Origin of the sequence: Ensifer sp. ENS09, assembly GCF_014852425.1 — a bacterium.
Lineage (GTDB): Bacteria > Pseudomonadota > Alphaproteobacteria > Rhizobiales > Rhizobiaceae > Ensifer.
This window is the reverse complement of record NZ_JACVBP010000004.1, coordinates 15,672-27,400: the sequence shown is the minus strand read 5'-3', so window position 1 is coordinate 27,400 and position 11,729 is coordinate 15,672. Positions and strand designations below refer to the sequence as shown.

General features: G+C 64.3%; 10 protein-coding genes. 5 read left to right on the top strand and 5 right to left on the bottom strand.

Annotation, left to right across the window (positions count from 1 at the left end):
- Positions 1-9: 9 nt before the first annotated feature.
- Positions 10-189, bottom strand: a complete 180-nt coding sequence (locus IB267_RS20615; protein WP_192449336.1) for a hypothetical protein — start codon at positions 187-189, stop codon at positions 10-12.
- A gap of 342 nt (positions 190-531) precedes the next feature.
- Here IB267_RS20615 and IB267_RS20610 point away from each other — a divergent pair, with 342 nt between their 5' ends.
- Entirely contained in the window at positions 532-2,601 is a 2,070-nt protein-coding gene (locus tag IB267_RS20610; RefSeq protein WP_192449994.1) for an ATP-dependent helicase, read from the top strand.
- Between the two features lie 59 nt (positions 2,602-2,660).
- Here IB267_RS20610 and IB267_RS20605 read toward each other — a convergent pair whose 3' ends face one another.
- Both IB267_RS20605 and IB267_RS20600 read right to left on the bottom strand, forming a co-directional pair.
- Positions 2,661-2,828: a hypothetical protein gene (locus IB267_RS20605; RefSeq protein WP_192449335.1), complete on the bottom strand. Its 168-nt coding sequence runs from the start codon at positions 2,826-2,828 to the stop codon at positions 2,661-2,663.
- A 202-nt stretch (positions 2,829-3,030) separates the two neighbouring features.
- A complete protein-coding gene (locus IB267_RS20600; protein ID WP_192449334.1) occupies positions 3,031-3,486 on the bottom strand; it encodes an SRPBCC domain-containing protein in 456 nt (151 codons plus the stop codon).
- Between the two features lie 167 nt (positions 3,487-3,653).
- On the opposite strand from IB267_RS20600, the gene IB267_RS20595 reads away from it, so the two are divergent.
- Positions 3,654-4,712 carry an adenylate/guanylate cyclase domain-containing protein gene (locus tag IB267_RS20595; protein WP_192449333.1) on the top strand — a complete coding sequence of 353 codons (1,059 nt, stop codon included), beginning with the start codon at positions 3,654-3,656 and terminating at the stop codon, positions 4,710-4,712.
- A gap of 15 nt (positions 4,713-4,727) precedes the next feature.
- Here IB267_RS20595 and IB267_RS33165 read toward each other — a convergent pair whose 3' ends face one another.
- Together IB267_RS33165 and selD are read right to left on the bottom strand one after the other, a co-directional pair.
- Positions 4,728-5,228, bottom strand: coding sequence for a S9 family peptidase (locus IB267_RS33165; RefSeq protein ID WP_210335949.1), 501 nt, complete (start codon positions 5,226-5,228; stop codon positions 4,728-4,730).
- 439 nt (positions 5,229-5,667) lie between these two features.
- Positions 5,668-6,714: a selenide, water dikinase SelD gene (selD, locus tag IB267_RS20585; RefSeq protein WP_246810806.1), complete on the bottom strand. Its 1,047-nt coding sequence runs from the start codon at positions 6,712-6,714 to the stop codon at positions 5,668-5,670.
- 195 nt (positions 6,715-6,909) lie between these two features.
- On the opposite strand from selD, the gene fdnG reads away from it, so the two are divergent.
- Genes fdnG through IB267_RS20570 form a run of 3 tightly spaced genes read left to right on the top strand, consistent with a single transcriptional unit; the run spans position 6,910 to position 11,668 of the window.
- A complete protein-coding gene (fdnG, locus tag IB267_RS20580; protein ID WP_192449332.1) occupies positions 6,910-9,996 on the top strand; it encodes a formate dehydrogenase-N subunit alpha in 3,087 nt (1,028 codons plus the stop codon).
- Positions 9,993-10,979: a formate dehydrogenase subunit beta gene (gene fdxH, locus IB267_RS20575; RefSeq protein ID WP_192449331.1), complete on the top strand. Its 987-nt coding sequence runs from the start codon at positions 9,993-9,995 to the stop codon at positions 10,977-10,979. The genes fdnG and fdxH overlap by 4 nt, the downstream gene beginning before the upstream one ends.
- The gene (locus IB267_RS20570) at positions 10,979-11,668 is read left to right on the top strand and encodes a formate dehydrogenase subunit gamma (protein ID WP_192449330.1); all 690 of its coding nucleotides are present in this window, start codon (positions 10,979-10,981) and stop codon (positions 11,666-11,668) included. The genes fdxH and IB267_RS20570 overlap by 1 nt, the downstream gene beginning before the upstream one ends.
- Positions 11,669-11,729 lie beyond the last annotated feature (61 nt).

Below are 11,729 nucleotides of genomic sequence, written 5' to 3'. Positions count from 1 at the left end.
CCACCGAAGTCAGTGCACGGCCGTTTCCGATCTATCGCCGCTTTCCTCGAATACGACCGTCTCGCCGAGCGGGGTCGCTGCAATTGACCTGATCTCTTGGGCGAGCGACGCCAGCTTGCGGGCAATCTCCTGCAGTTCGGCGGTCGAGCCGGTGGCCTCGCAGGTCTCTTCAACGCTCCGTTCGTCCATGGGCTCTTCCTCTTTCGAGTGGACGCAGGAGCGAAGCATATTTCTAATTCACCATATAAGGCCACAAGCCGTCGCGCGTTCTTCATGGCGGCGCACAGCCATAGGTATAGGCCGGTGGATGACGCCGATTACACCTACTGTCGCAAACAACCCCATCTGCGGTCTCACAGGTCATCAAAACCTTGGAAGAGTGGCATTCCGACGTTGCAAGAACGCAAACTCGGCGACGGCAGGGTTTTCATCTGGATGCTAAATTGCTAGTTCTTTCTTTGTTCCTGCCCGTCTCTTCGATGCAAATCGATGCGGGCTGTGACTGAGTGCGACGAAAACGAACGGGAACGCATGAGCGCCGCCTATCTCGAAAAACTCAATGACCGCCAGCGCGAAGCGGTCGAGCACGGTATCGGCTTGCCGGAAGGGCAGGTCGGCGGCCCGCTCCTCATCATCGCCGGCGCTGGCTCCGGCAAGACGAATACGCTCGCCCACCGGGTCGCGCATCTCATCGTCAACGGGGCTGATCCGCGTCGCATTCTCTTGATGACCTTTTCTCGACGCGCAGCAGCCGAGATGACCCGCCGGGTCGCGCGCATCTGCCGCCAGGTTCTTGGCGACAATGCCGCAGTCATGACGGACGCGCTTTCCTGGGCCGGCACCTTCCATGGCATCGGCGCCCGGATCCTGCGCATCTATGCCGAACAAATCGGTCTCGGCCCGGATTTTACGATCCATGACCGGGAAGACAGCGCCGACCTGATGAACCTCGTGCGCCACGAGCTCGGCTTCTCGAAGATGGAAAGCCGGTTCCCGACCAAGGGAACGTGCCTTTCGATCTATTCGCGCGTCGTGAACTCCGAAAGCTCGATTGGCGACGTGCTGAAGACGGCCTATCCCTGGGTCACCGGCTGGGACGAACAGCTCAAGGCGCTGTTTGCGGCCTACGTCGATGCCAAACAGGCGCAGAACGTGCTCGATTACGACGATCTCCTGCTCTACTGGGCGCAGATGGTTTCCGATCCGGAGCTTGCCGACGATGTCGGCGGACGCTTCGATCATGTTCTTGTCGACGAGTATCAGGACACCAACAGGCTGCAGGCCTCGATCCTGATGGCGCTCAGACCCGGGGGCCACGGATTGACGGTCGTTGGCGACGACGCCCAGTCGATCTATTCCTTCCGGGCTGCAACGGTTCGCAACATTCTCGATTTCCCGAACGCCTTTTCGCCCGAGCCCGCCGACGTCATCACCCTCGACCGGAATTACCGCTCGACGCAACCGATCCTCGCTGCCGCAAACGGCGTGATCGGCCTGGCGCGGGAGCGGTTTACCAAGAACCTCTGGACGGACAGGCAATCGGAGCAACGACCGTTGCTCGTCGCCGTCAAGGACGAAGCGGATCAGGCGGCCTATATCGTGGAGCAGGTTCTCGCTGGCCGTGAGATCGGCATCGCCTTGAAGCAGCAGGCGGTTCTATTCCGCTCGTCCAACCACAGCGGAACGCTCGAAGTCGAACTCACCCGGCGCAACATTCCGTTCGTGAAGTTCGGTGGCCTGAAGTTTCTCGACAGCGCCCATGTGAAGGACCTGCTCGCAGTCCTGCGCTTTGCGCAGAACCCGCGCGACCGCGTCGCCGGTTTCCGGTTGCTGCAGATGCTACCCGGTATTGGCCCGCAGACCGCCGGAAAGATCCTCGATGCGATCGCCGCCGATCCGGAACCGCTCGCAGCCCTTGCAGAGATCCCACCTCCCGCCAAGACCGGCGAGAACTGGACCGGCTTCGTCGATCTGGTGTCCGGCCTGCGACGGGCCGAGCCTGGATGGCCGCAGGAGATTGGCGCTGCGCGCGCCTGGTATGAGCCCCATCTCGACCGGATCCATGAAGACGCCGATACCCGCAAGGCCGACTTGCTGCAGCTCGAGCAGATTGCCGGCGGCTACCAGAACCGCGAACGTTTCCTGACCGAGCTGACCCTGGACCCGCCCGATGCCACCAGCGACCAGGCGGGCGTGCCGCTGCTCGACGAGGACTATCTGATCCTGTCGACCATCCATTCGGCGAAGGGCCAGGAATGGCGCTCGGTCTTCATGCTCAACGTCGTCGACGGCTGCATTCCGTCCGATCTCGGGGTCGGCACGACCGCCGAACTCGAGGAGGAACGGCGGCTGCTCTATGTCGGCATGACACGGGCACGCGATCATCTGTCCCTGGTGACGCCGCAGCGCTTCTTCACCCACGGTCAGAATGCCCAGGGCGACCGGCATGTCTACGCCTCGCGAACCCGCTTTATCCCAGCGACATTGCTGCAATTCTTCGAGACGAGCAGTTGGCCGAAGATTTCGGCAAGCGCCAGCGAGCGAAGCGCCAAGCAGATCCGCATCGACGTCGGCGCCCGCATGCGCTCCATGTGGAAGTGAGCTAAGGCGGTGGTGGACCGCAAGTTCGTGCGATCACCCTCGGACGGCCGGAAGATTTGTTAGCCCGGCATGCTCGGCGGCGCGATAAACTGATAGTACGACCACACCGCAACCAGGGCCGCAATCACAGCCAGCCAAATCAACGCCTTCCGCGGCACAGGTCTGGTCGGCTTCGCCTCCTTTTTCGGCTTTGGTCGTTCAAACTTGATGATGTTGTTGTCGTCCATTCGCTCCCACCCCGGGTAAATTCATACATGTTCCGGCGCGTTCAGCCGGCGCACCACTCGTGGCGCGCCCCGCCTAACGTCCTGATTCGGCATCAATAGGATGTAAAAGCAGGTTCGCGCCAATCCCGTTGAATCAACATGGCATTCCAACGCCGTCGTCAAGCCTTCAGGGCCAGGCGTTTTTAATCAAGAGACGTCGTCATCAAGCCGCACCGTCGCGGCCGAGCCAGGGATCGGGGCCTGGATCGCGCCCGGAGGCCGCTTGGCGCAAGCGCTCCAGATAATGCGTCCAGCCTTCCGCATGGCCGGCACATTGTTCGGCGCTGGGCAGGCCCGTTTGCGTAAGGCGCAGCAATGTTCCGGGCGGCTGTTCGATCAGGTCGATCTCGATCAGGCTCGAGCCGGGCGGCACGATGTCGCTGCCTTCCCAGCCGAAGCTGTAGGCGAGACGATGCACCGGCACGACCTCGCGGAAAGCCCCGCGGGCAAAACGCGCGCCGGTCACGTTGACGAGGTAGAGGCCACCGGGCTCCGCCTTGGTGTCGGCCTCCGTTCCCATCCAGCGCAGGATTTTTTCCGGGTCGGTCAAGAGAGCAAACACTGCGGCGGGGGGCGCCGGGATCTGTGTTTCGCGACGGACGACGAGGGCTTCTGGCATCGGTCTTCCCTTTGCTGATTGGCCTGCCCGCGGATTGCTAGCCTTCTGCGGGCGCCGCAATCATAGACCGCCATGGCGGATGGCGCCACCGCTCGCCCCAGTTTTGCGCTCAGCGCGGCGGCAGAACGGGGCTTGTCGGCAGGGGGCGCGGCCCTATCCTCTCTAGCATGGATTTGTCCGTCCCCCTTGCCTGGCTCGTGGACGAGGCGAGCGCCTCGCCGGAGCCGGACAGTTTCCTGTCCGACCTCGGCCGCCGGCTCGTCGCCGATGGCCTGCCGCTTGCGGCCGGCGCCCTTACACTCGCCGTGCCACACCCGATCATCGCGCGCCGCACCTGGCTGTGGCGGGCCGAGAGCGGCGTGGTGATCGAGAGCCTGGGCTTTGCCGGCGCCGTCTCCGACCGGGCGGGTGAAGAGTGGCTGGCCGGGTTCGGACCAGTGCTGCAACCATCGGCCAAACTGGGAAGGGAACACGCGCGCCTCAGTTGGGCCGGGAGCCGCCCGTTCGACCCGGAAGAGACGGCGCGGCTTCATGAGGTCGAGCGCTTTGCCGTCGCGCCCCTGGCGGTTCTTGCCGAGCGGGCAGCGCTGACCGCCCTGCTCGACGCCTATCTCGGCCGCCGCAGTGCCGCCCGCGTTCGCGCCGGGGCGCTCACCCGCGGCACCGGCGAAACCATTCGGGCGGCCCTGCTCTATGCCGATTTGCGTAACTTCACGGCGCTGTCCGAGACATCGGAACCGGCCGTGGTGATCGCCGCCCTCGACGCCTGGTTCGATCGCCTCGCCGGCGCGATCCACGCCTTTGGCGGCGAGGTGCTGAAATTCATCGGCGACGGCGTCCTGGCGATCTTTCCGGTGAGCGGTTCGCCGGGCGAAGCCTGCGATGCGGCGCTGCGCGCGGTCTCCGCCGCACGCGCCGGAATGGCGCATCTCGACGAGACACGGCAGGCCGAAGGGCTGCCGCCGCTCTCCTTCGGCGTGGCCCTGCACCTCGGCGACATTCTCTGGGGCAATATCGGCGCCGCCGACAGGCTCGACTTCACCGCGATCGGCCCGGCGGTCAATCTCGTCAGCCGGCTGGAGGGTCTGTGCCGGCCGCTCGGCCGCTCCGTGCTGATTTCGGGTGCCGTCGCTGAGGCCACGTCGATGCCGCTGCTGCCGCTCGGCGAGCATTCCTTGCGCGGCATCGCAGCGCCGTGCGCCGTCTTCACCTTGCCGGACGCGTAACGCCACACTTGGCGGTCACGCGCCCAATCGCTCTGCCACCCAGTCGGCGACAAGCGGGCGATAGAGCCAGGGGATGTTGTTGCAGACGTGGTTGCCATCCTCGAAGACGTGCAGTTCGGCGCCGCGCACGCAGATATCGGCGCATTTTACCGCCTCGGAGGGTGAGAAGATCTTGTCGCGTCCGCCGTGAAGGATGAGGGCCCGGATAGTCGGCGGCGGGCAGCGCGCCAGGGTGAAACGGTCGGCCCGTTCGCGAACGTCCGCGCCGCCGAGCGAGAAGCGCATGTTGTCGCGATAGACCTGCGGCAGCGCATCCCAGAACCCGCCGAGATCGAAGAAGCCGTTGATGGAGACGACACCGGCAAGCGTCGGCACGGAAGCGGCAGCGCGTAGCGCGAGAAAGCCGCCGAAGGCCATGCCGACGAGCGCGACCTTGCCCGACAGGCGCGGATGCGCCGCCACCGATCGGAGGGCCGCCTCGACGGCCGGGCCGATATCCGGACGCAGCGCACCCATCGAACGGCCCTCGCCCTGGCCGGGGCCGTCGAGCGATAGGGTCGCAACGCCGCGGGCATGAAAATGCCGCTCGAAGGCCGGATTCTTCCTTGGTCGAATCCGAGCCAGGGATGATCAGCGCCAGCGGGTGTCTGCCGTCTCCGCTCGGCACGCGAAGAACGGCCCGAAGTTCCCCGTCCTCGAAGGGAACGGCGACCATCTCACCCTGCTCGGCGGCGAGGTCGTATACGATGCCGGCGCCCTCCGGTCCGCCGAGCAATAGCCGGGGACAAAGGGGCACCATCATGGCCTGCTGTCAAAGCAACCCGGCCGCAACATAGCGATCATCGCCGGGAGTAACGCGTCCCGGCGAAAGGCGTTGCAGCCACTCTGTTCGACGTGAGGTATTGGGCCAGGCAGAGGCGGCCAGACTCGACAGTCGCCGGGTGAGACCCAGAGCCTAAGCGACCACCAGCCCCGCCGGGCCGGCCACCGTTTCCCCGATCACCGCTGCGCCGAAGCCGTGCTTGCCGAAGAGGCCGAGCACGTCCTGCGCGGAGGACCGGTCACAGGCGACGAGCAAGCCGCCGCTCGTCTGCGGATCGCAAAGCAGCGCCTTGTCGATCGCGCCCATCTCGCGGTCAAAGGCCACGTCCTGACCATAGCTTGCCCAGTTCCGCCCGGATGCGCCGGTGACGAAACCGGCGGCAGCGAGATCGAAAGCACCTTCCAGAAGGGGAACGGCGGACCAGTCGATCCGGACCTGGCAATTCGATCCACGCGCCATTTCGAGCGCGTGGCCGGCAAGGCCGAAGCCTGTCACGTCGGTCATGGCATGGATGCCGGAAAGCCGCGCGAGATCCGGTCCCGGCGTATTCAGCCGGGTGGTGCTATCAAGCATGCGGGCATAGCCGGCCCCATCGAGCGCGCCCTTTTTCAGCGCCGCGGAAAAGATGCCGACGCCGAGCGGTTTGCCGAGGATGAGCACGTCGCCGGCAAGGGCGCCGTTGTTGCGTTTCAGATGCGCGGGATCGACGAGGCCGATCGCGACGAGACCGTAGATCGGCTCGACGGAATCGATCGTGTGGCCGCCGGCGATCGGAATGCCGGCCGCCCGGCAGGCCGCCGCGCCGCCGTCGAGGATGGCGCCGATGGTTTCGGTCGACAGCACGTTGACCGGCATGCCGACGAGTGCCAGCGCAAAGATCGGCGTGCCGCCCATTGCGTAGACATCGCTGATCGCATTGGTCGCGGCGATCCTGCCGAAATCGTGGGGATCGTCGACAACAGGCATGAAGAAATCGGTGGTGGCGACCACCGCCTGGTGATCGTTGAGGCGATAGACTGCCGCATCGTCGGACGTTTCGATGCCGACCAGCAGCTCCGGCGGCAACGGCAGCTGGACGCGCCCCCGCAAGATTTCCTGAAGCACGCCCGGCGCGATCTTGCAGCCGCAGCCGCCGCCATGGGCAAGCGAGGTCAGGCGAGGCTCGGAGGAGGCGGGCAGGCTGCTCACGATCAGAACTCCCTCGATGCAATGGTATCGATGGCGGCCTTGCCGGCCACGGACGCGATCATGACCGATCATTTCCGGCAAGGCCATGACTTTTCGTGACAAAAGCCGATCAAATCGGCCTTGACACGCCGGCTCTGAGGCTCGACCATTCGTTTCAAGACCGATACGCATGGAAGAGGACCTCCAATGAACATCGATCTTTCTCGCCGCAGTTTCCTGAAGCTTGCTGGCGCAGGAGCCGCGGCCACCACGATCGGGGCCATGGGCTTCGGAGCGGCCGAGGCCGCAACAGCCGCCCATGTGCGTGCCTTCAAACTCGCAAGCACCACCGAGACCCGCAACGTCTGCACCTACTGTTCGGTCGCCTGCGGCATCCTGATGTATTCGAAGGGTGACCTTTCCGCCGGCGAGAAGGCGGAACTCATCCATATCGAGGGGGATGCCGATCATCCGACCAACCGCGGAACGCTCTGTCCCAAGGGTGCGGCGCTCAAGGACTTCGTGAAGTCCGAGACCCGCGCCACGAAGCCACGTCACCGCGCTCCAGGCGCCGACACCTGGCAGGACATCTCCTGGGAAGATGCCTTCGACAAGATCGCCCGCGCGATCAAGGACGATCGCGACAAGAACTTCATCGAGAAGAATGCGGCCGGCGTCACCGTCAACCGCTGGACGACGATGGGATTCCTCGCGGCCTCGGGCGGCACCAACGAGACGGGATGGCTGACCTACAAGACCGTCCGGTCCATGGGCGTCGTCGGCTTCGACAACCAGGCACGCGTCTGACACGGCCCCACGGTAGCCAGTTTGGCTCCAACATTTGGCCGCGGCGCAATGACGAACGCCTGGACCGACATCAAGAACACCGACCTCGTCATCGTCATGGGTGGCAACGCGGCGGAAGCCCATCCTTGCGGATTCAAATGGGTGACGGAAGCCAAGCACCATCGCGGCGCCCGGCTGATCGTCGTGGATCCGCGCTTCAACCGCACCGCCTCGGTCGCTGACGTCTACGCCCCGATCCGACCCGGCTCCGACATCGCCTTCCTGATGGGCGCGATCCGCTACTGCATCGAGAACGACAAGGTGCAGTGGGACTATGTAAAGAACTACACCAACGCCACATACCTGGTGAACGAAGGCTTCGGCTGGGCCGATGGCCTCTTCAACGGCTACGACGAGGAGAAACGCGACTACGACCGCACCGCCTGGGAATACCAGATGAACGAGGACGGGACGGTGAAAACCGACCCGACGCTGTCAGACCCGCGCTGCGTCTGGAACCTCCTGAAGCAGCATGTCGCAGCCTACACGCCGGAGTTTGTCGAAAACATCTGCGGCACGCCCAAGGATCGCTACCTGAAGATCCTGGAGATGATCGGTGCGACGTCCGCCCGCGACAAGGTGATGACCTCGCTCTACGCGCTCGGCTGGACGCAGCATTCGAAAGGCGCCCAGAACATCCGCGGCATGGCGATGCTGCAGCTGATCCTCGGCAATGTCGGCCTGCCGGGCGGCGGGGTAAACGCGCTTCGCGGCCACTCCAATATCCAGGGCCTGACCGACATCGGCCTGCTGTCCAACTCCCTGCCGGGCTACATGAACCTGGCGACCGAAAAGGAGACGGACTACACGACCTACATCTCGACGCGCGGCAACAAGCCGCTCGTTCCCGGCCAGACGAGCTACTGGCAGAACACGCCCAAATTCATGGTCAGCTTCCTGAAGGCCATGTGGGGCAGCGCTGCGACCAAGGAAAACGACTGGGGCTTCGACTGGCTGCCGAAGCTCGATGTGCCCTACTACGACATCCTCCGGATGTTCGACATGATGAGCCGCGGCGAAGTGAACCTCTACTTCTGTCAGGGCTTCAACCCGCTTCTGTCCTTCCCGAACCGGGCAAAGCTGACCGAGGGTCTGTCGAAGCTGAAGCTGCTCGTGACCATCGACCCGCTGCAGACCGAGACGGCGCATTTCTGGGAAAACCACGGCATCTACAACCAGGTGGATCCCGCCAAGATCATGACGGAGGTGCTGCAACTTCCGGCGACGTGCTTTGCCGAGGACGAGGGCGCCACCGTCAATTCGGGCCGGTGGCTGCAATGGCACTGGCCGGGTGCGACACCGCCGGGTGATGCCAAGCACGACACCTGGATCATGGCCAACATCTTCCTGCGGGTGCGTGAACTCTACCGCAAGGAAGGCGGGCTTTGTCCCGAACCGATCCTGAACCTCGCCTGGGACTACAAGGACCCGTATGAGCCGGAACCGGCCGAACTTGCCCAGGAGATGAACGGGCGGGCGCTGCAAACGCTCTACGATCCGACGGATCCGACGAAGGTGCTGGTCGAGGCAGGCAAGCTCCTGCCCAACTTCGGCGTGATGCGTGACGACGGCTCCACCATGTCGGGCTGCTGGATCTATACCGGCTCCTGGACGGAGGAAGGCAACATGATGGCCCGGCGCGACAACAGCGATCCGGGCGATGTCGGCACCTTCCTCAAATGGACCTTCGCCTGGCCCGCAAACCGCCGCATCCTCTACAATCGCGCCTCCTGCGACCTTGAGGGCAAGCCCTGGGATCCGGCGCGCAAACTGATCGAATGGAACGGCGAGCGTTGGACCGGATTCGACGTGCCCGACATCGCAGTGACGGCAAAGCCGGAGACCGTGATGCCGTTCATCATGACGGCCGAGGGGACCGCCCGTCTCTTTGCCCGCAAGCTGATGCGGGACGGCCCCTTCCCCACGCATATGGAGCCGTTCGAAAGCCCGGTCGAAAATCCGTTCAACGCCAAGCTTCGCGGCAATCCCGTCGCGCGCATCTTCCCAGGCGACCTGCAACAGCTGGGCACGAGCACCGACTTCCCCTTCGTCGCCACCTCCTACCGCCTCACCGAGCACTTCCACTTCTGGACCAAGCACAGCCGCGTCAACGCCGTGCTGCAGCCGGAGTTCTTCGTGGAAATCAGCGAGGAGCTGGCGGCCGAGCGCGGCATCACCAAGGGCGGACGGGTGCGCGTGTGGAGCGCGCGCGGCGAGGTCTGGGCGAAGGCGGTGGTAACGAAGCGTATTCGCCCGCTGATCTGCAACGGCAAGCCGGTCCATGTGGTCGGCATTCCCTTGCATTGGGGCTTCATGGGTGCGGCCCGCAAGGGCTTCGGCCCGAACAGCCTCACGCCCTTCGTCGGCGACGCCAATATCGACACGCCGGAGTTCAAGGCCTTCCTGGTCAATATCGAACCGGCGGCGGAAGAAGGAGCTTCGGCATGAGCGAACGCGCACCGGAACCGGTAACGGCCGCCGCCAACCCGCCGCTGCAGCCGTTGGCGTCGAACCTGTTGCCGAGCGACGTCATCAAGGCGTCGGCAACCAGCGACGTGCCGGCACCCGAACGACAGCTGACCCCGGTCGCCAAGCTGATCGACGTTTCGAAATGCATCGGCTGCAAGGCCTGCCAGTCCGCCTGCATCGAATGGAACGACACGCATCCGGACTTGGAGGAAAATGTCGGCGTCTACGAGAACCCGCACGACCTGACGGCGGATATGTTCACGCTGATGCGGTTCACCGAATACGAGAACCCCGTTACCAACGAGTTCGAATGGTTGATCCGCAAGGACGGCTGCATGCACTGTGCCGATCCCGGCTGCCTGAAGGCCTGCCCGGCGCCGGGCGCCATCGTGCAATATTCCAACGGCATCGTCGATTTCATCTCCGACAACTGCATCGGCTGCGGCTATTGCATCGCCGGCTGTCCCTTCAACATTCCGCGCATCTCCAAGACCGCGCATGTATCGAAGAAATGCACCCTCTGCTCGGACCGCGTCGCGGTCGGCCAGGGACCGGCCTGCGCCAAGGCCTGTCCGACCAAGGCGATCACCTTCGGGACGAAGGACGACATGGTCACGCTTGCCAACGAGCGCGTCGAGGACCTGAAGTCACGCGGCTACGACCACGCAGGCCTCTACGATCCGCAAGGCGTCGGCGGCACGCATGTGATGTATGTGCTGCACCATGCCGATCAGCCGTCGCTCTATTCCGGGCTGCCGGAGGATCCGCAGATTTCGCCGGTGGTGCGCGGCTGGAAGGGTCCGGCGAAGACCGTCGGCCTCGCCGTTGCCGGGCTTGCCGCCGCCGGTGCCGTGCTGCACGGCATCTTCGCCCGTCCGAACGAGGTGACCGCCCACGAGGAAGGCGAGGCCGAAGAACTCGTCGAGGACCGCAACCGCCCGCAAGGCGGCAGGGAGGCGTGATGGCTGACAAACGCATCTATTCGGCCCCCGGCGACCGGATCGAGACGAAGCACCCGGTCACCGTCAATCGCTATCGCGGCTATACCCGTCTCAACCATTGGGTCACCGCCGCCTGCATGATCGTGCTTCTGATCTCCGGCCTTTCCTTCTTTCATCCGTCGCTGTTTTTCCTAACCGGCCTTTTCGGTGGCGGGCAGGCGACGCGGTGGCTGCATCCGATCGTCGGACTTGTCCTCGTCGCAAGCTTCCTCCTCCTGTTTGCGCAGATGTGGAAGCTCAATCTGCCGCGGCGCGAGGATGTGGAATGGAGCCGCAAGTTCGGCGACCTTCTCCAGGGCAACGAGGAAAGCCTGCCCGAACTCGGCAAGTACAATGCCGGCCAGAAGATGGTTTTCTGGGGCATGTCCGGCCTGATCGTCGTGCTTGTGACGACCGGGATGATGATCTGGGAGCAGTACTTCCCCGATCTCGTTTCCATTCCCGTTCGCCGTATCGCCGTCGCCGTGCATGCGCTGGCGGCGCTTTTCACGATCCTGATCTTCATCGTCCATGTCTATGCGGCGATCTGGACGCGCGGCACGATACGGGCGATGACCCGCGGCACCGTCACCGGCGGCTGGGCCTTTCGCCATCATCGCAAATGGCTGCGCGAACTGGCTGGACGTCAGGGCTCCGACCCGTCAAAGTGAACATCTCCTACAGCGCCGCGCGTCCTGTCGGGCGCGCAACGGTCGCTGTAGCACCGTGAAT

Coding starts and splice junctions, on each gene's coding strand:
- IB267_RS20595 (WP_192449333.1), top strand. CDS start 3,654: ATGGATTTGTCCGTCCCCCTTGCCTGGCTCGTGGACGAGGCGAGCGCC.
- IB267_RS20605 (WP_192449335.1), bottom strand. CDS start 2,828: ATGGACGACAACAACATCATCAAGTTTGAACGACCAAAGCCGAAAAAG.
- IB267_RS33165 (WP_210335949.1), bottom strand. CDS start 5,228: ATGGGTGCGCTGCGTCCGGATATCGGCCCGGCCGTCGAGGCGGCCCTC.
- IB267_RS20615 (WP_192449336.1), bottom strand. CDS start 189: ATGGACGAACGGAGCGTTGAAGAGACCTGCGAGGCCACCGGCTCGACC.
- fdxH (WP_192449331.1), top strand. CDS start 9,993: ATGAGCGAACGCGCACCGGAACCGGTAACGGCCGCCGCCAACCCGCCG.
- IB267_RS20610 (WP_192449994.1), top strand. CDS start 532: ATGAGCGCCGCCTATCTCGAAAAACTCAATGACCGCCAGCGCGAAGCG.
- IB267_RS20570 (WP_192449330.1), top strand. CDS start 10,979: ATGGCTGACAAACGCATCTATTCGGCCCCCGGCGACCGGATCGAGACG.
- IB267_RS20600 (WP_192449334.1), bottom strand. CDS start 3,486: ATGCCAGAAGCCCTCGTCGTCCGTCGCGAAACACAGATCCCGGCGCCC.